Here is a 21303-nt window from a genome sequence, read left to right on the forward strand (position 1 = left end):
GGTATTTGCGTAATGTACCGTAGCTTTCAAGATGTTTGGGACTAAATTAAGCCATTATTCGAGTTTGCCAAATCATCCTAAAAACAAAAACGACTTCCCATTAAGGCAATTACCCAAATCCGTTGTAGTAGCTGCTATAGGCGGGTTTTAGATAAATTTTCTTTTTAAATGATGTCTAAATTCTCCAGTTAAATTTGCAAATGTCTAGAAATGTTTGTTGGCAGCTGGCATTAACTTAATATTAAATTATTTCCATTCATTAAGCATTGTCAACAATTTTTCCATTAATTCAAACCAAATGTTTTTTCTTAATTCTTGTTCCGATTTTTTATCAAGGTTTTGATTCTCGTTAATATATTCTGTAATTAAAGCATCAACTATAGCTTCTGAAGATGTGGTATAAGGGTCTTCTTTATTTATGTAATTTTCAATAGATAAATATGCTGTTCTACCTGAATTCCATGTTGTAGTTCGCCCTTCTATTTCTTGTAGATCATTATCTATTTTAGTTTGTAAGTCACTCCATTTATTGCTTTCTAAATCTTTTCCGTCAAGAGCATTTTTATGTAATTTAATTAAATCATGGAAATATTTTTTATCTCTTTCTTGCTTTGGAATCATATCGGTTAAAATCATAAGTTCCCATTTGTGAAACATTAAAGAGTAATCAATACCGACATTGCATGATTTTAAAAAGGCAGGATAAAAGTACTCTTCATAGTTTTCTCTAAAACCACTAAAATCATCTGAATTATGATGGTTGATAGTAAATAGTAGATTTCCTAACCAATTAGGTAAACCTAAATTATTAGGGAAATTTTCGTAATCTTCTAAAAAACAGTCAGGGTTGGTGTAAGTTCTATTTAGATTTAATATCTTTTCTGCTATTTCCTGTGCTGATTTCGGAGCTTTTTTCATATTCAACCAGCCATATATTGTAGCTAAATTTTTTTCTTTTATTTCGTGATTACTTTTAAATGACAATAGCATAGTTATGTTTAATAAATTAATTCCTAATTTTTTTAGTTCTTCAATGTTGGCAAAATTGCTTTAGATTCCTGAGTCTGCTAAGCGCTTGCTGCCAACATCAGTTTGTCTAAAAATCTAAAATAAGTCTCTGATAATTCCATATTTGAGATTTTTCAAAGATAGGAGTCCGAGAACAAAAACTCAAATTCGAGGTTATTAGACAGTTTGAAGTTCCCGCGCTACAAGCAGTTTGGGACTAAATAAAGCTCATTATTCGGATTCGCAGAATCTTCCAAATACAAACCAATTTTTCCATTAAGACTAATACCCAAATTGATTGTAGCGTGTGTTAGCTGTATTACCTTTAAGTATTATAGATACTCCATTATTTCAAAAGTATCATTTAATATTTCGTCTAATGATTTATCGTGTTCTTTTAATATTGATTCTTTGTTTATAGAATTACCAATACAAATTAAGTTTGTATCCGTTTTAAAAAATTTGTCTATGTAAAATTCAATTTTTGTGTCTTTGGATTTATTGTCAGCAACTGAAATTATTGTTTGAGTATCATTTGGGCGATTTTTACAGATAAAATCTAAAATTTTTTCTTTGTTATTTCCGTCTAAATCTTCTTTAAAAATACTATCTAAAATCAATGGAAGTCTATGAATATTTTCTGTTTCATTTATAACTTTATTGAATGCAAAATGATAGCTTAATACAGCTAAATGTAATTCTACTCCTTGAAATGGAAAACTAGATAATTCATAAACATAGTTAAATCTACTGTCTTCAGTTTTAGGGACATCAAGTTTTATGTTGTTTACATTATAGAATTCTTTGAATTTTTTATTTTTAATAAATCTTTCACTTTGAATGTCATCGTCGTCTTTAAAAGATTGTAGTTTTTCTTTTAACTCATTTATTTCTATGGCTAATTTTCCAATATTTTCATTTATTGATGTGTCTAATTTAATGTTAGCTTGAGTCTTTATCCATTCGTCAAGTGTAATGTTTTTGTCTGAATAGATAATATGTTTATGATAATCTTTCGCTAATAAACTTCTTAATTCCTCAATTTTTTTATTTGTAGAATTGAGGTCAGATTGAATTTTTTTATTTTCAGATTGAATTTTCGCTTTAATTTTTATTGTGTCATTTTCTTCTTGATAGTATTCATAAATCTGCTTTGTATCAATAGGTAATATTTGTTGACAAATTGGACAGTTGTCTTTACCAGGGAATTGATGATTATGATTTCTAGAAACTTTTGAAATGACTGATAATCTTTGGTTGTTATAAGTCAAGTGGTTTGATTGCTTAATATATTTGTTTTCAAGCTCTAGCAAACTTGCCTTTCTATTTGTTAGCTCATTTATAAATTTTTGTCCTTTGCCTTTAAAAGAATCATCAAGTAATCTTGAACTTTCAATAACGGTATCATTTTTTTCGAAATTTAAATAGAAATTATATTTTTGATTTTTATCTGCTAATTGAATTTCTAGTGCTTTTCTCTTTTCTTTATCTTCAAGTTTCGTAATACCTAGATAATAATCTAAAAAATCTTCCTTAAAATTTTTGTAGAAGTCTAAATTACTAAAAGATTTTCTTAAATAAACCCAACCAACATCCTGTGAAACATAATATGGTAAAAATATTGTTTCTATCGGTGCTTTTGATATCCCATTTTTAGTTTCAAGTAATAAATCGAAGTTTAGTAAATTATTGAAGAATTCCTTAAGTTTATAATGTTCTACTGAACTATTTCCACCTATTCCGCTGTATGTTGTAACTTTATTTGTTAATGAATCTTTAATAAATAAGGTTTCGTCTTTTCTAACAAATGTATATTCAATATTTTCGTTATCTTTTTTAATCGTAATATCAAGTCTTGTGAAGATATTTTCGGATAATATTTTTATGAGTTTAGTTTTGTTATCGTTAATGCCAAAAGTGAAAAATATTAATTGAATTAAAGTGCTTTTACCAGCAGTATTGGCTCCATATATTACATTTAGTTTTTTACCAAATTCGGCAAGAAAGCTTTTATTATTAACTTCACTATGAATAAAAATTTTATTTATGGTTAAATATGTTTTCATTTTTGCATAAGTATTAGAAAGTATCCCGCAGAAATAGATGCTTTAAGTTGAATTTGGTTTAGTGTTGAATTATGATCTTTTAAGAATACATTATACAATTCCTTAATACAAAGTACATCACTTGTAAACCTAGTGAAAATGCTTTTATTACTTTCTATAAAACGAATTATTTTTTGGTGTTCTCCCTGTTTTAAGTCTTTAAATTCGTCTAAACTATTTTCAAAATCAAGTTCAAATGACATTGCATCAAAGACATTTATTGAAAGTTCATCACAAATCTTATCAGCTCTTTTTCTACAAAATTCCAAAGCTAAATTTTTTGTTGTTAGTATGTTTAAAATGTTTTCTATTTCCGAAGAATCAATTTTTTTATGTTTATCACTTAATTTCGGAATATCACCTTGATTGTATGTGCTTTCTATTTTTTTTAAATGAAAAATTAGAGTGTCTCTAGCGGCTGTGTGGTCAATTATTTTATTTCCAAATACTGTTTTAAATTTTCCTGTAAGTAATTCTAGTTGGGATTTTGTATTTCTTCCTAAATCAATAAACGTAAAGTTTAAATTATCGAAATGCAAAACTTGATTTTTGTCAAAAGTAATTTTTGGATTTCCTTTTTTCAATGAATCTTGGCAATCTTTAACTAAATTTAAATAAGAAACTGTTTCTCTAGTTTCATTGATTAAAAATTTTTTGGTTTTGTTTTCAGATAAACATTTATAATCAAGAGAAATTGTATTATTTGTTATAAAGTGTTGTGATTGCGTGTAATCTTTACTTTTAGGAAAACTATCTTTAATTATTTCAATTCCTGATTTAGTAATTTTGTCAATTATTTCATAAACAGAATTTGTCGTCCAAATCGTTCCTGATTTTTTCGCTTGATATGTTGTGATTTCAGAAAGTTTTCCAGTAGAGTTTAGAAATCCAAAAACAATATCATCATAATGTTCGAGCATAATAAAATAGTCTTGGTTTTTCAAACTATTATATTTTTCTAAAAAAACATAAATGCAGGTGTTTCTTTGAAAGTCAAAACCAACATTTGCTTGGACTCCTGAATTACTATCTATTTTTCCTTTTGCCATTTAATTTTTTTTATTTGTTACATTATAATGCCGAATTTTCTCTTTTTGGCGCGGTATTAGAGCTAACGTTTCGCCATTTTGAGATGGCTGAAAATTCGTAAACACTTAATTTTCGTTTTAACGATAACTTGATGCGAAACAGTAATTCCACTAAATTCCAGCTAACTCAAAATGGCTGTTATGTGGGAGGTCAAGAAATTTTGATTAAAACGCTAACTTTTCACTCCACTTTTGCAAAATTCAACTTTCAAAGTTCTGTGTTTTGGTTCACAATTTTCAATTATCCAGTTGAGTTTAATTAATTTTTAAAAGATAAGTTAAGTATGAAATTGTTTGATTGATTTTTCTACTGAATATAAAATTATTGATAATGACTATTCCATGCATCAATATCACCTTCAAATGCTTGTCCAAAAGACAATTCATCCCAACTTCCAAACCCACCATAATCTTCAGAATTTTTTGGGGAATCATCTATTTCATTACAAGATTCATAATATTCTTTTTCTAATAATAGTTTAATACAATTAATTTCTAAAGCGATTACATAATTTGGAACTTCTTCGAAATCATTGAGAAGAAAACAAATTTCTGATAAACACAAATGATCTGTATTAATTATGAGGGAAAACAAATATTCGGGATCTGTTTTAAGGATATTCATTATTTTTAGATCTTTATATTTACCAAACCCTAAATAACTAAAATAAGTAATTGAACTAATCAATTTTACATCTTCTTTAAGTACATAGGAATTATCAGTTATAAGGTCATAACATTTTTCTAAAGTTTGTTCAAATTTTTCATAATAAGGATTTGTTTCAGAAATTTTTAATTTAAAATGAGAAATTAAAGTTCCTATATACATTTTTGAATCTGTATAAATACCAAGAGGGAATGCATTATTTATAGAAAAAATGCATGATCTGAAATACTCTTCATAATATACTTTAGACTTACTGAAATTTCCATTGCTATGTTCTTTTTTAGCTAAAACAAGCTTTGGATGATCCTCTATTAAGCTCACAAAACTATATGTATTATTTTTCCACAACTTGATTACAGCTTTAAATGTAAAACCAACTTTTATATTCTGAAAATATTTAAATTTTTTTTTAAAAACCATTATAGTATAGAAGTCAGATTTCAATTTCAAAGTGGTATAAGCAATATTATCATATCCGTTAATAATATCAATTTTACTATTCCCCCAAGTAATCTTGTTGACTGTAATTTCAACATCAAAATTTTCTAAATTATTATTTACCATAACGTCACTCATAAGGCGATGATAGTCAATATTTTCCATAATTATTTATTATTTGATTGATGTTATTAAATATAATTTTTTTAGTAAATATTGGTTATTTAAATCGAATTTTCCTCAGTAAGGCAAATTCTGCGGATTCAAGAGTACAACTCCCACATAACGCTCTGGCGCTTGGCGAGGTTGGGGAATAAAGATTCGGGATTTTTCGGTTAAACACAAAATTTCCAAATACAAGACAACTTTAAATCAAGCCTGAAACCCCAATCTTGCCAAACGGCTATTACCAGCAGTAATTATTATTTTGGTAGTATTTCATTTAACTTTTCAGTAAATTCTTTTGAATTTGTAACTCTTATTAGTCTAATATTTATCTGCTTGTTTTCTTTATTGAAATCACAAATTTGTTGTGCAACAAGTGGTGTCAAATCAGTATTGTAAACTAACCAAGCCTCTCCAATTTTGTCTTTAAGGAAATGTGCTAATTGATGAAATGTATTTAATCCAATTTTACTTCTGTTTAAATACTTTGCTTCAATAAAATACTGTTTATTGGCTTTAGAAAAAATAATATCAATTCCCTTGTCTATATTATCTTTGTCTAGGATAGTTATATCAGAACGTTTTCTCAATGCCTCTTCAATATTCTTTTCAAACTCATATCCATATTCACGAATCTCTTTGTCTGAAGTGATTTCTTGAATTTCATTTTGGATTTCAGCATCTTTGTCCTTGTCCGCTTTAAATTTTAAATAAGTGCTTATTATTCCTAAAATAACTGATACAATTGTTACGATTATTGATAACCATATTTTCCAAATATTTTCTTTTTTTTCTGCTTTTAGATTATCAATTTGTGTCTTGTTTTCTTTTGGTAGTTTGGATTTGATTTCTTCTATTTTGTTTATCAACTCTTTTCGTTTTGTCAATGGAATAAATTTGTCTTCCATGAAAGATTCTTCTGTTTTTGTCAGAATATCATTTAATGAAAGTGGAAATGGTTGCTTTAATGTAATTTCTTTGGCATGAACTAGTGTTGGCAGTTCTTTAAGTGTAAAAGTCGAGTCTGCATAAACAAGTTCTTTAACTGATTGTAAAATTTCGTTTTCAGCATTTTTAATTTTCTCATTTTGTGATTCTTGTAGCCAACTTGGAACATACCAAACACCCAAATATATGGTTACAAAAAAACCAAGTATACTAAAAACCGTTCCGAAGTTTGTAAACCAATCTTTTAGTGTCTTTGTATTCATATTTTGTCTATTTCTTGTGAGGTTTGTTATTATTGCTGGTAACTTGTATGTAGACGAAACAAACCTTCCCATAAACACCCGAATATGGGTAGATTGGCGAAGGTTTGTTTCGCTTTATTGATTTTCAAATATATTAAAAATTTCTTACAAATCATCAACTGGGTTTTTAGTAGCTGTATGTTTTTTATACTTTACCATACTTTATTTAATTCTGCTATACTCATCGAGTATTTAAAGCAATCAGAAATGTCAAAGAAATAATTGGTCTCTTTATAATTATTCGCAAAATCCCCATTTGTTGATATTCGAATTTTAAGCACATCAATATATTTTCCTTCGTGTATTGTTAATTCTTGCTTTAATAGAATCCATTCCATTTGAATAATACAACAATCATAATTTATGCAAATTTTCTCCAGGCTTACATAGTTGTATTTTTGTGTATTATCAATTATAATTGGGCTCTCAATGCAGGTTCCATTTCCTCCTTTAATAGGTACTTTAACATTATAAGCTTCTAAGATTTTCTCTCTGAATTCCATATGTTTATAATTAAATCATCTTCCTAAGAACCAACACCTTTTTTACTTTAATAATAGTAGCGGAACTGGCTCCTGTAATTTCTGAAATCTCCCTAACGGTTAATCCTTTTTGCAATTTTTTCTGAATTAAAATATGTCTTTGAAGTAATTTTTCATCAGATTGAGTACTGCCATACTTTCTGCCAGAATATTTCCCCAGAGATTTTGCGATTGATACCCCTTCAGCAGTTCTATGCCTAATTCGATTTCGTTCCATTTCCCCGATGCTAGCCATAACACTTATTACTAAGTTTGCCATTGGGTTTTCTTCACCATTATCTAAAAATGTAGAAAACCCTTCTTTTATCGATTTCAAATTGATTTTGTTATTTTTAAATACAGATATTGTATTTAATATATCCAACAGACTGCGACCCAAACGATCTGTGCTATCCACCACCACGGTGCAGCGTGAATGAGAATTGGTTATTTCATCAAACATTTTAACAGCTTCTGGACGCTCCATAAAAGGAACGTTACCTTGAATTTTTTCAACAAATAATCTAGATGAATCAAATCCTTCATGAATTTTAAAATTAAAAATTTGCCTAGCGGAATTCTGAGTTTTTGCCGTGGAAATTCTGGAATAAAAATAATAGGTCATGATTTTGTGTTTTAGGGTGGTTTCTGTTTTAAAATTAGACTCTGAGTTATTTTAAAACATTTGAATGATTATATAGGACTTTAGAAAAAATGAATCGTTTTAATTTAGGGTTATAGTCTAAATCTAAAACGCAAAATTATTTTCCTTCAATATAATCTAGTATCGAAATTAATTCATCACAATAAACATCTTCAACTTCTTTAATCACTTCCTCCGTTTTGTTTATGAATGTGATTGAATAAGTATCAATCCATTTTAATTGAATTCTGACAGTTCCTTTAAGTTGGAAACCGTTAACTTGAAATTGTAAACCGCCTTGATATTCTTTTGATTCTGGTAATGCAATAAAATTACTGGAGCCATATGCCATCAAAGCCCATTTATCAGCATATCTTATTTGTTCAATTATTGTTTTAGCGATTTCCATATTGTTGTGATTATAAAGTGACACTTTATTAATATAATACAAAGTAAAGTAATCTTTAATTAAAAAGCAAGTTTTGTTTTATGTTTTATTATAATAATTAAGCTGAACTTGATTAATTTATTATATTTGTAAAAAAAATGATCTAATGGCTATACTTCGATTAAAAGAAATAATAAATATTAAAGGAATCTCAAGAGATGAACTAGCTAATAAGGTAGGAGTTTCTGCAACGACTATATCAAATATTTCAAGTGAAAAAAATTTACCAACGATTCAACTTCTTTTAAAGATTGCGGAAGCACTTGATGTCGATGTTAGAGAAATGTTTATGCCAACCAAAGGCAATGCAATAACACAGATGGAAGTCGAGGAAGCTAAAGTACTACTAGAAAAGAGTCTAAATATTTTGGAAGGTAAAAGATAATTAGACAATAATTAATAACTTTTGAAAATTGGTATTTAAAAAAATATTGAAAAATCGTAATATAAAGTTAGCGGCTGGAAACTCAGCTTAGATAAGTGCTAAACCGATTAATGACAGAGAAAAGCAATTTGACGGAAGCTCTATTATTGTTATTTGGTATGGTGATAAAGAACTAAATAAATCAATTATAGGAATTATTGTTGATGGGTTAGTAAAGTTTGACTGGAACAAACATGCAGAAAACTTCAATATATAATTTCATTCATTTACACACTTGTGTAAATGGAATTAATGTTTCTATTCAAAAATTTTACCACTAGTCAATATCGAAAGTTTTTTAAGAAAGGTATCGAAATTTTTTGGAAATTCTTCAAGTCCATTTGATTTCAATCTAAAATCATCGATCCAAATATCACATTCCCATGATGTTCCATCACAAACTATATTGTTGGAATATTCTTTTTCCCAAGATTTGCAGTAACGGGTAATATACTTGAAAAAATTAAGTTTTCTTTCCTCTGAAATTACTAAATCCTCATCAAATGAATCGGATTGAAAAATGGCAATATGTTCAAATTGATAATCGTTTTTAAATATTGGATTTATATTAGAAATAGTATTTTCACCCGCTGTTTGAGTTCTATATAAAAACAATCCTTTTATATATTCTATCGAGTAACTTGATCCAAAATAACTCCCAATACTAAATTCAAATTTTCTAATTTTCATTATACTTCTTTTAGTTTTTCCAATATTTTGACCATTGCATAAGTATCCAATTTGCAATACTCCAGTAAATCAAATTTAGTTTTATCAATATCACCTTCAAATTCACCAGTGACCATTTGAGTAAATATAGAACTTGCAGTTCCACCTTCTTTTATCTCTAAATCTTGGTATGAGAGTTCTGGAACCAATGCTGGTAATATATATTTAATCGAGTAACTACCTTTCATCGCTGGAGTGTAATACCATTTTTTTTGAAATGGAATCATCAGATCTTTTAGACGACCAATTATATTATGAATCTCAGCGGTATAGATTGGAAAAATTGTTATTAAATCTTTTAGCTTACCCCTTTCAAATCCAATATTATAGACCAAAATATCACCAGTACTGCCACAATCGCTTATCAATTGTTTAACAAAGTTAATTCTGGGGTCAATATTAGGACTGGCTTCAGCTAAATATTCTTTATGCTCTAATTCACCAGGTTCCGTTTGCATGTGCAAAGAATATTGGAAAACTAACTGTTGATATGGTCTGGTGTTATCAAAGATTGGAACAGCTGATGTCATTGTCTCAAAGTCGAGATAATACAATGGATATTCAAAGTCTTTTAGGAATTCTATGATATTATTTCTATCAATATAAGTGGTATTGTTTAGCTCACTTGTAACTTGTAAAAGTTGATTTGGATTTAGTTTGGAGTTTTTTAAGTCAATTTGTTCAAAGGAAACGATACCATTTTCATAAAGTTCAAACTTTTTTGTAGTGTATAAATTAGAAATATTAAAAATGGAATATTCTGGAATATGTTTCCAACAATGACTCATAAAATCACAACCGTAAGGTGTGGAACAATGAATTCCAATATCAATATTAGGTACAGAATCTTGGGAAATTAATCTTTTAAAAGACTCAATTTGATTGGGAATTGTTGGAACAACTGTTTTAACTCTTTCCAATACAGATTCAACTGTAAACAGTTCATTTACATCTATATCACCGTTTTTTACATATTGATTATTAATAAAAACAATAGAAATATCTTTGAGTTCAATTCCAGAATTGGTAATTGCATAATACTGAATTGCGGCATCATTTATGTAAGTTTCAGAAATACTTGTTGAGCTTTTCACTTCAAAAGCTTTCCAACCTTCTTCATCCTTTACCAATATATCCAAAGCAACCAACACACCATTATATTGAAAAGTAGCTTCATAAATAATTGATTCACCATTGTCGATAAATTCCTTTGTTTTTAAAACTGATTCTTGAATTTTGAAATGGTCTGAAGGTGTCGCATCTACTCCATTTGGGAATAACCGTTGTGATAATATCCCAACATTAGTACCTTGATTAAAGATTGCTTGTAATTGAGAAGAAATCCCATCTCTTAAATTGTAATTATGCTTGTATAAATACAATGACTTCTCACATTGTAAGCCTCTAATATAAGTTGATTTAGAAAGGATTGTTTTTTCCATAAATAATTTGGACTATAGAAATTAGTATTGTTTTTTATAGTTCTACTTTAATTATTATAATGATGCTGAAAATTTCTAAATGTAAAATATTTTTTTTATAACTTTTCTTAACAGGATAAATATTCTATTGTTCAAAAAATCTATCCTTACGCACGTTGATATTTTAATCATTGATAATTTTTAAGAAAAAAATTAAAAAAAAATTTAAATAACAATCAGATATACTGTATTCCAAGCACAGGGGGGGGTATATTATAAGAGCGGTAACGGGAGGAAGGAAGGGGGAGCTCCCGTGCCTACTTCATTGAGTTTAATGATTTTTATAATTAAAAAAACAGTCATTTATATGTAAGAAAATACTTATTTTAAAAGGTGCTAACGCTGCACGTTATTAAGTGGTATATATGCCTTTAAAACATTCTATAATGGGGTTATAAGGGGGTTTTGACGAGGCTACGAGGGTATAATTTATGTAATAAAGGATTTATTCATAATTTTTTTCTTCTTTCTTCACATAGATTAGCATATTCATCACTAAGCAACCAGTCGATCATTTCTGGACTATAAACATCCGAAACTGTATCTTCAACTGGTTCCTCGTAAATTTCTTCACCTGATCGTTTTGCTCTAAAAATTAATCTAAACAACCATGCTATGAGCATACCGATTAACAGCAACGCTCCAGCGGCCAAACAAGCCGCTAAGTTTAAAATAGCGAAAAAGAAACCGAAGATGCTAACATCTCCAGGGACACTTTTGCTAGCACTTGCACGAAATCCTTCAGCTAAATAGCCAGCGAATAACTGGTATTGTGTGCTCGATCGCATTGTACCATCGACAGGCCATCCATTGATATTATGATTACTTACATTAGCCATAATTCGGGTTTTACGATAAAAAATTAAAAACTATATAGATATAATATTTGCAAACTCACCTTTTTCATTTATTGCACAAATATTTTCTGGTTTTATACCTTCTTGAACACATCTTTTCACATAACCGCTAGGATTATCTGTTGAGTAAAACAAATTTTTAGTTTCAACAAATATTAGATGTTTACCATTTTTATTATGTTCAGCTTGAAAATCGGGGTGAACCAATAGGGAGCTAAATCCTTCCTGTTCAGTTCTCTTTTTGAGCCTTAAGAAACACTCTTTATGTTTGTTCAAGTTTCCGTACATTGCATTAACTATGTCCGTAACATCAATTCCGTTTTCCATTTCTTTAATATTGTTGATTTTATATAATTTATTATTCAATCAAATTTAAATTAAAATTGATTATAAAACACTTTTATTTTATAATTTATTGCCTTGAATAATTACGATATAACATCCTTAATTTACCCAGATAATAGTTAAATTAACTCTTCACGAAAGTAATCTCACAGGCTTTACAAATCCTTTTTTCTTGGATGTATTCATTTATATCATACCAGCCACCAGTTTTTTGCCAGATATCTAATCCTCTCCCTAATATGACCTTCCAGCCATTGTCTAATTCTATTGAGCGGTCATGTATAAAATCATCAAATTCATAAGAAAACAGTATCCCTATCGATTCAAGTGAATAAGTCATTTGTTCGAAAGCATCTTTTGCTCCCTCAATATAATCTTCGTTATTACTGGTCACTAAATGCAATCTCACCTCAGCTTCTGGGTCTTTTTTCTCCGAAATTAGACGGGCTAATTCCATGAAATTTCTTAATTGATATGGAAGCCTTACATAAGGGTCAATTACTTTTATATCTGTTGCTCCAATAAGATATGCCCCAAATAATTTATCGTAGGATATCCCTGTTTGATTATCTCTGATGATTTTTTGACCACCTATTAACTCAATTTTTAAAGGTTCTTTTTTTGTTGCAATTTCTGGGGTTTCTGTATCAGAATTTTGCTCCATTGATAAATCAAATGATGGTGGAGAGCTATGTTCTAGCACTTCCAATGTTTCGATTGACGTTACTTTACCTGTACTCTTATTAGTATAGCTGAAATCGACTTCTTCGAACGTTTCATCCATTTTTTGAAGCTGTTGCTTAACACGTTTTCTGCATTCAATAGCGAAGTCTAGCAGCTCCCTTACATCGTCTTCAGTCATTTCACTATGCGGATAGATTATTTTAGCCAATCCAGCAAATGTTTTGATAATTGAAGTCTTATCTCTTGTAGTAATAGTATCTGATAACTCAAAGTATTTCGCATACTCATTTGTTCTGTCTTCTTTACGGAGCTCTTTAAGTATTTCAGCTAGGTAATCCACAATAAATCCATAATCGGATGTAAACATGTCATTCCTTAACTTCTGAACTTCCCAGCCAGGTAAATAAGCATGAATCCTGTCAAGAAATGCAGTATCATAGTAGGCTTTAGGCAAAGCATCAAATAGATTACTGTGCTTCAACATATAGGATACGGGGTGGTCTGTATTTCCAACAAAAGCCATAGAAGCTGAAGCTCCATAAACTTGTGTCCCTCTGGAAAAGGATTTATTAGCCATATAGTTTTTCATGATGTCAACCAATCCACGGTCGGTGTTTTTGGTTTTACCAGCAAACTCATCATAGGCAACTACATCCCAATATCCCACTAAACCAATTTCACCAGAACTATTATTTACAAATAGTTTTGCCTTAGAAACTTCACCGCCCGAAATCAACATTCCATGTGGTGACAATTCTGAAAATATATGGGATTTTCCTGTTCCTTTTGGACCTAATTCAATCAAGTTATAATTGTTTTCGACAAATGGAACTAATCGGGTTAGTTGTAATAATTTAGAACGAAAAGTAAATTCCTCTGGATTTAACCCCATGGTTTGTAATAGCACGTCAATCCATTCTTCTTTATTGAAAGCTTGTCTTCCTTCCTTGTATTCTTCAAGGCTTGTTAAAGAAACTTGTATGGGTTTAATTGATTCTATTACCCATGGTGTAGTTCCTTTTTCATCAGTAGAAACATAAGCCAATGTAAGAATACACCAAACACCACTTGACAAAAGTTTTTGATGTTCACGTATTACAGCATCAGCAATTGGAATACGACTCAAGCCAAGGTTAGCGAAATAAGCTTCATATTGGTCTTCTTTATCGTTTAGTTTTACTGATATTTTATCAATAATCCTGTGCGAACCTTTCTCTCTTACATTTGATTTAATAATTTGGGCCTCATCACGATGTACAAAGTGTTGAGCAATTATTTTTTTAACGGTTTCAACACCTTCGTTGATGGTTTCTTCATCATCTGTTGCACAATATTGTCCAAGAAGATATTCTAATACATATATAGGAACAATAGCATTTCCTTTCACTAATTTGGTTAGGTCCTTACGAACTACCTTACCACCAAAATGTTCGTTTAGTTTGATATCTAGTGCTTTCATATGTTATAGTTCGTCAAAATCGTTTGTAAATGATATGTTTAAAGTATAAAAATATTCCTTGTAAACTCTCCATTTATTAGCTCCGTCAACAGGTTCTTCCAACAATAGTTTTACACGTTGATTCTTGTATTTCCCACTTGCTTTAGAGCTTAATTGGAAACGATGTTTTACTTCTCGTTGGCGTTCACTTCCATCGATAATATCATAAATATATTTAAACTGGTCACTCAGTAATTCTCCATCTTCAGCACAGATACTTGCTCTGATGGTTCTTGGTAACACTTGCTCACTCACTGCATCAGTTTGAATGAAGGAAACAGCCAAAATATTGGTAGTGATTCTGTCGGTTGACTTAATAATATCAATATCTACTTGAGAGGTGGTATCCTGTCTTGTTTTTACTATTTTAATCAGAGGGATAACGACTTCTTGTAGTGAAGCTCCACCATGAATAAATCGAGAACCAGCCCCTTTTACACGAAGGCGGTTGATTGATTTAGTAATTAGAAAGTCTACATCTGATTGAATCCCTAAATCAGCTCCTTTAAAAGCTTTCGTTGAATTATCATTAGTAATGTTTTCTCCGATGACGAATCTTCTGTTTTCCTTCCAAATTTCACCTGTGTGTTTCGAAGTACTAAAATCACTTTCATCTAATTCATTATGCTGATAAATAAAACCATGGTCAGAAGTAATAAACATATTAGTCCCGTTCATGTTGGCAATCTTTTTCATCATTTCCATCAAAAACTGTAGTTCATCTTCTACTGCTTCAAACACTTTTTCTTCAGTCGTTTTATCGTCACCTGTTTTATCAATCCTATTGTGATAGATATAAATAAGGTCATTCATTTTTACAAACTCTCTTCCTTCTTTAGCAGAATTCAAATTCATGAAATCTTCTGCTTTTATAGCTGTTGCTCTTACTCCAGAGTTCTTTTCTAAAATTTTAGTTCTGTTTGCGGTTCCACTACTTGACATACCATCAGCAAAAATAATATCAGATTTATCTTGAATGCTTAACGCCTTATGTGGCAGCAACGAAGCCATTCCAAGTTGCGTATAAGAAGGCAAACTACTTATCATATGATTTAAAGTGGCTTCATAACGATTTTCTGATTGAAGGCGTTTTGCTAACTCAGCTCCACATTCATATCGGAAGGCATCAGATATTATTACAAACAATCGCTGTTTCTTATCAAGTACTGGCTTAACATGAGTATCAAAGAAGCTCTGTTGATTTGTTCTGGTGTCATTTGGCCAACTAGTCAATTTATCAATGATACTTTGCCAGTTGTTATTGTATATCAACAACCAGTCATTAGAATATACCTTCTCTACCTTATTTGATAAATCAGCTAATATTTTGTTCTGAGTTGTTTTTCTGTAGTTATAAATAAACTTTCTATAAACTTGGTCCACTTCGTATAAAGTAGCGGCATAATTACCAGTTCCTTCTTCAAATGAGGTGTATTTAGTTTGGCCAAATTTACGGACCAATGCTATTAATTGTGCCCCATAAATGATGCTTTGGTAAAACGCTTCAAGTTCAGCAAACCAAAATTTATTCTCTCGTTGTTTAACGTATTGAATAACCTTTTCGTTTGAGATGCTTTCTGAGTCTATTAGATTAACTAGTTCATGGATAACTTTTATATCAGTTAATTTAAACAAATCATCGCTTATGATGTCATCAATAGCAACTCGATTCAATTTTCCTTCTACATCAATATCTTGGGCTATCTTATCTGAAATTTTTCCAAAATATTCTCTAAATAAAATAGTATCCTTCCATAAAGAAAGTAACAATCTGCTTTCTTTTTTAATTCCTGTATTCGTACCTAACGCAAAATTAGTGTTGAATACTTCCAACAAGAAATCATAGATGGAAGGGCTTTCGTTTTCATAGTTATACTTTCTCTTTATTTCACTCCAATAGTAATCAGCTAAGTTATACCGTTGTAAATCTTTTTCATACTTCTCGTTCCCATCGGAGAAAGAAGAACCATGGGCATGAATATAAGTTACTAAACTGATGTTTTCTGTACCGAAAACTACTGCCAGCATTTTACCTCTTATTTCTTTATGTTCATCTCCATCGCCTAAAAACTCTTTAAGTTTTGCTCTTCGTTCTTTAGCTTTAAAAAACTCAAGATGTTCCGTTACTAAATCTTTAAAATGATACCCTAATCCCATTTCTTGAAGGAACATAGCTTCTTGGTCCGTACGAAATACATGGTGAGCTAATTCAATATCTAATAGCCAATTGTCTTCATTGGCGGGTATCTCTCCCGTAAAATAGAGTAAAAATTTTCCTTCTGGGGCTTGTTTAGATACACGATGTTTTACCTCAAACTCATTACCTTCTACATAGATTTTCTCCACTTCAGAAAGGTTTAATTCTTGGTATTGGTCTACAAATTCTTCTTTTTCATCATACCAAAAAATGATTCGATGAGTTTCGAATCGTTTTATGAGTGCTTCTGCTATTTTATTCATTTACTATTTTTAATTCAATTCCTCTATCTGAAACTTTTTCTACTCTTACTTTAATATTTTGACCATTATGGTAGACTTCTTTGAAAGTATTTTTAATATTAGATGGCAAATAATTTTTATGAATTAAACCATCCTTATGACCATTTAGCTTTACAAATATCCCAAAATCAGTAAAGTTTTTTATTGTTCCAGATAGCACCGTTCCAACTAATAAATTTTCACTACGACTAACTACTTTTTCAAGTATTTTAATATTTTCAGCAACAGTTCTACCATCAAAAGACCTCATTTCTACAAAAGATACTTTTGAATCGTTTAATTGACTAATATTTCTTTGTTTTTCATTAAAATCCCTTTTGTTAAAATTAAACACTCTATTATCTAGAGTTTTTATTTTACCTAATTTCCCGTTTTGATGAATAAAGACTATTTTCCCACTTATTTCATTTAAACCTTTATACTTTTCTTTTAGCCATAAATTTTGTGCATTTTTATATGTAAGAATGAACTCTTTACAATTTTGAAATTCTATATCGAAATACTTATACAAACTCTCATAATCTTGTTTGTTTTTCAGTTCATATTTTTTCACTATTGAAGCTATCAATTCAGCAATTATTTTACCATCATCGGGTCTGTTTAACTTTACAAATACTCTTGCCTGTAATAAAAACAAACTATTCATTTTATCAAGGTCTATTCTATAAAATGTTGCGTCTACGGAATATTTTAATGCCTTTTCAAAATTGTTTTGATTATAATATAAACTAGATATATCATAATACAAAAACCATTTGTCGTTTCCAGCCTTAGTTGAAAGTAAAGCTTGAAATAATTCCTCGCTTTTCTCTAATTCTCCTAATTTTTCATAGCACAGTGCTATCCTCATTTTAAACCATAAATCATTACTGTAATGAAATTCATTGATTTCATTTAAGGCTACTTCACAAAGGGATTTACATTCTTCATACAACTCGGTTTTCAGTAATGCTTTAGTTTTTAAAGCATAGTATGTTTCAAGGTCCGAAGCAACCTTTATTTCTTCCCCTTCTTTAATATAATTCTTGTTTTTTTTAGAAAGATAAGATGAATCTAATTTATCTAAATACTCATTTACTTTTCTACCGTTAAATAAATTTTTAGAATGACCTTTTGATAGTTCAATTGCGGCAATTGTATATGGGCAAGGATAAGTATTATCTAATCGTAAATTTGATTGTGAAATTACTTGAAGCATTTTATTAATATTTACTTCATCTGGTAGAACATCAATACCTTTCTTCCCTTTTAAATATTTATTAAAAGCAAACCATTTAAATCTATTGATGATTTCTTCCTTATCAGAGTATTTTTTTACAACCTCGTAAACAAAATCAAATTCTACTCCCGAATCATTTTTTGCTGCTTTAAGGACTTGTAAGGCATCGTATAAATTAAATACATCATCACCTTCAAATTCGTTCCATATTCTTTTGCCAATAGCAATTGATTCTTTAGGAGAGCTATCTAATAAACCCTTTGCTTTATTTTGTAATTCAATTTTAGTTTCCATAAAACAATAAATTTTTAAGTCTAACACTAATATCCTTATCGGTTTTCTCCATTATTAAAATTTTAGAGAAGAATCCAGCTCCATTGTAATATATTTTGAATTTAATTTTACTATTCTTGTCTATGAACTGGAAAGTATCTTGATAGGAGTGGCTATCTATTAAGCACATTTCACCACCAAGCTCAATACTTTCAGTTTTCCATTTTTCATAAATTTTTTTTCTGAAGTCAATCGGGTTTTTTACCGCTTCAATTTTTTTACTCGATTTTGACCATACTTCTAAGGTACATTCTTCGACTATATCAGCATGTACAATATCATTTTTCTCAGAACGAATTGATGTAATTATTCCTTTTCCATTATTATTAAATAACAATATAAGTTTAGAAGAAGTAGGTGTTGAAAAATAAGCTTTGGATAAATAATCTCCTGTACGTGCTGTTTTCTCTAATATATAGCCTTTTTTGTGTATAGCTTTTGAAAGTATACAAATTGCAGCTTTTGAATTTTCAATCAAGCTAGAATCAATGACATCTAAAAATTCTTTGAGAATTTCAAAGTCGATTGTTTCAAAACTATTTTTTTGCTGAACTATTGTATCTGTCCAATTTTCACCAACCAAATCTTCAAATTGACAATCTTTAAACGGATTTATTTCCTCTGGATTGACAACAAAAACTTTTGATTGAGAACTTGATATTCCAGAGTACAACCATTTAAAATAACTTTCATTAGTAATGCCGTTACTTTCTCCTTGTCTAGCATTAATGATTACATTTTCGAAAAGGGAACCAACTGATTTGTGAACAGTAATACACCAACCATAATTAGCAATAATAGCATTCAAAAAAGAATCCGTTTTTGATACATGATATAAGATTCTTTGGTGATGTTTTTTTCGATACTTTCTTTCTAATTTTCGTAATTCACGTTCTAATTCTTCTAATTTTGTTTTGACACGTTCTCCATTTTCAAATTTAATAGTATAGTCCTTGATTTCTTTATTTAATAAAACATATTGATTGTCTTGTCTTAATTGTGTGAATTCAGCGGACGACTCAAAATCATTTTCTTTTTTATAGGTATTAATCCTGTTGGTTGTAGATATTTTGAAAGCTAATTGTTCTTCTTTTGATAACTTACCATTTCCCTTAAAATAATTGTTGTAAAACCAAATATTTGTTTCGGGTTTATTATCTATACTTAAGCATTGTACTTTGAGTTTAATGAACTCCAAAATAACTGTTGTATTTATGTTTTTGATAAAGATTTGTTCTGAATGAGATTCAAGTTTTTCTTTAACTGTCAAATACATTCCATTATATAATCTTGTAACTCCTCCAAATCCCGTTTCATCAGCAATGTTTACATTATTGTTAATTAATAATAAATCCCCCGTGGAAAGTTCTTTAGTGTTCTTAAGACAATTTTCTTTAATCCATAAATTGATGGTTTTCGCATCATCGTTTTTATATACCAGAACAGCATTACTTGGCTCTGCGGTTAGAACACCACTAAACCACATGCGAAGTGAATTCGATACTTCATGTTTATCTAATAGAGCCAAATCGCCTTCGTCCCAGTTGTATTTTAGCTGATTGTAGTTTTTATTGTGAATTGAGTTTGCTAAATCAGTCCTCAGCATTTGTTTCCCTATTTTATTAACCTCTTTAGGAATAGGTCGGTGATGTTTAATCGAACCATCAAAGAGTTGATTTAATGTGTCTACTATAATCGCAGATTCATCCTCTTTTCCATAGGAAAGAAAATAGGGGTCGCCTATGCAAATCAATTTTCGTTTTGTTTTTCCTAGTGATAAATACTTTAACAAATCCTCTAACAATCTACCAGAGCCAAAACGAATAAGTTCTGACTGATTCAAACTTCTTGATACTAAATGAGCTTCGTGAAGTATAATAACCGCATTCTCATCAAGACTAAAATCAGAACTTATGGGAATAATTACTTGTATTCCATCTTCAATGTCGCTACTTTCTATATCGTCAGTTTCTTTAGCATCCTCCATTTTAGCTGGTCCTCCGTAAATGGTGTTATATAGACTATGAGAGGTAATGCCGCTTCTTTTTTTAATTTTTTCTCTAATTCTCGTAGAATGGGTCCACGTTTCCGTTTGCGGTATATTATGATTGCTGACTTCTCTTAAAATATAGTTTACCCAGCCATCTCTTTGAGTGACATCCATTGATTCTAATACTAAAATCTCGGATTCTTCATTTTGTAAAAATAAATTGATTTCGGTTTCTAAGTCAGAATCAATTTCATTAACCTTATTTTCAAACGTTTTATGTTCAGAAATCTTGATTTTTTCTTCCCAAGCTAATGCTGGAAAAATGTGCTTTAAAGCATTAGCTGATTCATCTGAAAAAGTATTTGGGCTATTATAATCATACAAGAAATTAGAAAACTCTGATTCTTGTGAAATTATATAATAAGGAATATTCCTTGGAGTATCTCTATTCAACTTTATGGGGCCAGAAAATAAATTAACAGCACCAACTCTGGAAGGGTCGATATTAGACCTTAGAATTATATCGTTATTTATAACATCATAGAAAATTTGCCTGTACGACTTAAGTTGAATAAATGGATTTCCAAAACTAGCTCCTTTTACTTCTAATAGAAATTTGTCTTTTTCTGCTTCTATGTACCATTTATCTTTAGCGAATTCATCATCTTCTATCGGAAGATTGATAGTTCCTTGATAATCTTTTAAATCTATAACTAGTAATCCATGATTGTATAGTAATATAGCATCAGCTCTAAAGCGGCTACAGTTTTCAGATTCGGGATTCCCAATTAGCAAGCCGTCCCAGCCTTTTTGAATGAATAGCTTATTAAGTTCAATAGCAATTCTTCTAAACTGAGTGTTTTCATGAAAATTTGGTGCCCTGTTATGTGTTATTTCTAGTCCCATATTTA

At 29.8% G+C, this 21303-nt stretch carries 17 protein-coding genes; 1 reads left to right on the forward strand and 16 read right to left on the reverse strand.

Going from position 1 to position 21303, the window contains the following annotated elements:
* Positions 1 to 246: 246 nt before the first annotated feature.
* The 8 genes from BMZ76_RS14715 to BMZ76_RS14750 form a co-directional block, all read right to left on the reverse strand.
* Positions 247 to 918, reverse strand: coding sequence for a hypothetical protein (locus tag BMZ76_RS14715; RefSeq protein WP_143071105.1), 672 nt, complete (start codon positions 916 to 918; stop codon positions 247 to 249).
* Positions 919 to 1340: 422 nt separating this feature from the next.
* Positions 1341 to 3074: a hypothetical protein gene (locus BMZ76_RS14720; protein WP_091208686.1), complete on the reverse strand. Its 1734-nt coding sequence runs from the start codon at positions 3072 to 3074 to the stop codon at positions 1341 to 1343.
* Positions 3071 to 4162, reverse strand: a complete 1092-nt coding sequence (locus tag BMZ76_RS14725; RefSeq protein ID WP_091208691.1) for a hypothetical protein — start codon at positions 4160 to 4162, stop codon at positions 3071 to 3073. The genes BMZ76_RS14720 and BMZ76_RS14725 overlap by 4 nt, the downstream gene beginning before the upstream one ends.
* Before the next feature lie 361 nt (positions 4163 to 4523).
* Entirely contained in the window at positions 4524 to 5471 is a 948-nt protein-coding gene (locus BMZ76_RS14730) for a hypothetical protein (protein ID WP_091208694.1), read from the reverse strand.
* A 257-nt stretch (positions 5472 to 5728) separates the two neighbouring features.
* The gene (locus tag BMZ76_RS14735; RefSeq protein WP_091208697.1) at positions 5729 to 6754 is read right to left on the reverse strand and encodes a hypothetical protein; all 1026 of its coding nucleotides are present in this window, start codon (positions 6752 to 6754) and stop codon (positions 5729 to 5731) included.
* A 119-nt stretch (positions 6755 to 6873) separates the two neighbouring features.
* Positions 6874 to 7224 carry a hypothetical protein gene (locus BMZ76_RS14740; protein ID WP_091208701.1) on the reverse strand — a complete coding sequence of 117 codons (351 nt, stop codon included), beginning with the start codon at positions 7222 to 7224 and terminating at the stop codon, positions 6874 to 6876.
* A 10-nt stretch (positions 7225 to 7234) separates the two neighbouring features.
* Positions 7235 to 7867, reverse strand: a complete 633-nt coding sequence (locus tag BMZ76_RS14745) for a recombinase family protein (protein ID WP_091208705.1) — start codon at positions 7865 to 7867, stop codon at positions 7235 to 7237.
* 136 nt (positions 7868 to 8003) lie between these two features.
* The gene (locus tag BMZ76_RS14750) at positions 8004 to 8294 is read right to left on the reverse strand and encodes a hypothetical protein (protein ID WP_091208709.1); all 291 of its coding nucleotides are present in this window, start codon (positions 8292 to 8294) and stop codon (positions 8004 to 8006) included.
* 145 nt (positions 8295 to 8439) lie between these two features.
* Here BMZ76_RS14750 and BMZ76_RS14755 point away from each other — a divergent pair, with 145 nt between their 5' ends.
* Positions 8440 to 8718, forward strand: a complete 279-nt coding sequence (locus BMZ76_RS14755; RefSeq protein WP_091208712.1) for a helix-turn-helix domain-containing protein — start codon at positions 8440 to 8442, stop codon at positions 8716 to 8718.
* A gap of 297 nt (positions 8719 to 9015) precedes the next feature.
* Here the strand turns inward: BMZ76_RS14755 and BMZ76_RS14760 are convergent, their stop codons facing one another.
* The 8 genes from BMZ76_RS14760 to BMZ76_RS14795 all read right to left on the reverse strand — a co-directional run bounded on the left by BMZ76_RS14760 (position 9016) and on the right by BMZ76_RS14795 (position 21298).
* Positions 9016 to 9447: a hypothetical protein gene (locus tag BMZ76_RS14760; protein WP_091208715.1), complete on the reverse strand. Its 432-nt coding sequence runs from the start codon at positions 9445 to 9447 to the stop codon at positions 9016 to 9018.
* Complete coding sequence (locus BMZ76_RS14765) at positions 9447 to 10928, reverse strand: DUF2779 domain-containing protein (protein WP_091208720.1); 1482 nt, start codon at positions 10926 to 10928, stop codon at positions 9447 to 9449. The genes BMZ76_RS14760 and BMZ76_RS14765 overlap by 1 nt, the downstream gene beginning before the upstream one ends.
* 488 nt (positions 10929 to 11416) lie before the next feature.
* Complete coding sequence (locus BMZ76_RS14770; protein ID WP_091208725.1) at positions 11417 to 11806, reverse strand: hypothetical protein; 390 nt, start codon at positions 11804 to 11806, stop codon at positions 11417 to 11419.
* 30 nt (positions 11807 to 11836) lie between these two features.
* The gene (locus BMZ76_RS14775) at positions 11837 to 12190 is read right to left on the reverse strand and encodes a hypothetical protein (protein WP_091208728.1); all 354 of its coding nucleotides are present in this window, start codon (positions 12188 to 12190) and stop codon (positions 11837 to 11839) included.
* A gap of 103 nt (positions 12191 to 12293) precedes the next feature.
* Positions 12294 to 14312: a BREX system Lon protease-like protein BrxL gene (gene brxL, locus BMZ76_RS14780; RefSeq protein WP_091208731.1), complete on the reverse strand. Its 2019-nt coding sequence runs from the start codon at positions 14310 to 14312 to the stop codon at positions 12294 to 12296.
* Between the two features lie 3 nt (positions 14313 to 14315).
* Entirely contained in the window at positions 14316 to 16811 is a 2496-nt protein-coding gene (gene pglZ, locus BMZ76_RS14785; protein ID WP_091208735.1) for a BREX-1 system phosphatase PglZ type A, read from the reverse strand.
* Positions 16804 to 18363, reverse strand: a complete 1560-nt coding sequence (locus BMZ76_RS14790) for a S1 RNA-binding domain-containing protein (protein WP_143071106.1) — start codon at positions 18361 to 18363, stop codon at positions 16804 to 16806. Before BMZ76_RS14790 ends, pglZ begins: the two co-directional genes overlap by 8 nt.
* The gene (locus tag BMZ76_RS14795; RefSeq protein ID WP_091208742.1) at positions 18353 to 21298 is read right to left on the reverse strand and encodes a hypothetical protein; all 2946 of its coding nucleotides are present in this window, start codon (positions 21296 to 21298) and stop codon (positions 18353 to 18355) included. The genes BMZ76_RS14790 and BMZ76_RS14795 overlap by 11 nt, the downstream gene beginning before the upstream one ends.
* Positions 21299 to 21303 lie beyond the last annotated feature (5 nt).

The sequence above is a fragment of the Flavobacterium xueshanense genome (assembly GCF_900112975.1).
In the GTDB taxonomy this organism is placed as follows: Bacteria; Bacteroidota; Bacteroidia; order Flavobacteriales; family Flavobacteriaceae; genus Flavobacterium; species Flavobacterium xueshanense.

What these genes read in the sequence shown, in the direction of transcription:
- BMZ76_RS14760 (WP_091208715.1), bottom strand. Translation starts at nt 9,447, where the DNA reads ATGAAAATTAGAAAATTTGAATTTAGTATTGGGAGTTATTTTGGATCA.
- BMZ76_RS14790 (WP_143071106.1), bottom strand. Translation starts at nt 18,363, where the DNA reads ATGGAAACTAAAATTGAATTACAAAATAAAGCAAAGGGTTTATTAGAT.
- BMZ76_RS14735 (WP_091208697.1), bottom strand. Translation starts at nt 6,754, where the DNA reads ATGGGAAGGTTTGTTTCGTCTACATACAAGTTACCAGCAATAATAACA.
- BMZ76_RS14745 (WP_091208705.1), bottom strand. Translation starts at nt 7,867, where the DNA reads ATGACCTATTATTTTTATTCCAGAATTTCCACGGCAAAAACTCAGAAT.
- BMZ76_RS14770 (WP_091208725.1), bottom strand. Translation starts at nt 11,806, where the DNA reads ATGGCTAATGTAAGTAATCATAATATCAATGGATGGCCTGTCGATGGT.
- BMZ76_RS14750 (WP_091208709.1), bottom strand. Translation starts at nt 8,294, where the DNA reads ATGGAAATCGCTAAAACAATAATTGAACAAATAAGATATGCTGATAAA.
- brxL (WP_091208731.1), bottom strand. Translation starts at nt 14,312, where the DNA reads ATGAAAGCACTAGATATCAAACTAAACGAACATTTTGGTGGTAAGGTA.
- BMZ76_RS14740 (WP_091208701.1), bottom strand. Translation starts at nt 7,224, where the DNA reads ATGGAATTCAGAGAGAAAATCTTAGAAGCTTATAATGTTAAAGTACCT.
- BMZ76_RS14725 (WP_091208691.1), bottom strand. Translation starts at nt 4,162, where the DNA reads ATGGCAAAAGGAAAAATAGATAGTAATTCAGGAGTCCAAGCAAATGTT.
- BMZ76_RS14765 (WP_091208720.1), bottom strand. Translation starts at nt 10,928, where the DNA reads ATGGAAAAAACAATCCTTTCTAAATCAACTTATATTAGAGGCTTACAA.
- BMZ76_RS14795 (WP_091208742.1), bottom strand. Translation starts at nt 21,298, where the DNA reads ATGGGACTAGAAATAACACATAACAGGGCACCAAATTTTCATGAAAAC.
- BMZ76_RS14720 (WP_091208686.1), bottom strand. Translation starts at nt 3,074, where the DNA reads ATGAAAACATATTTAACCATAAATAAAATTTTTATTCATAGTGAAGTT.
- pglZ (WP_091208735.1), bottom strand. Translation starts at nt 16,811, where the DNA reads ATGAATAAAATAGCAGAAGCACTCATAAAACGATTCGAAACTCATCGA.
- BMZ76_RS14755 (WP_091208712.1), top strand. Translation starts at nt 8,440, where the DNA reads ATGGCTATACTTCGATTAAAAGAAATAATAAATATTAAAGGAATCTCA.
- BMZ76_RS14730 (WP_091208694.1), bottom strand. Translation starts at nt 5,471, where the DNA reads ATGGAAAATATTGACTATCATCGCCTTATGAGTGACGTTATGGTAAAT.
- BMZ76_RS14715 (WP_143071105.1), bottom strand. Translation starts at nt 918, where the DNA reads ATGAAAAAAGCTCCGAAATCAGCACAGGAAATAGCAGAAAAGATATTA.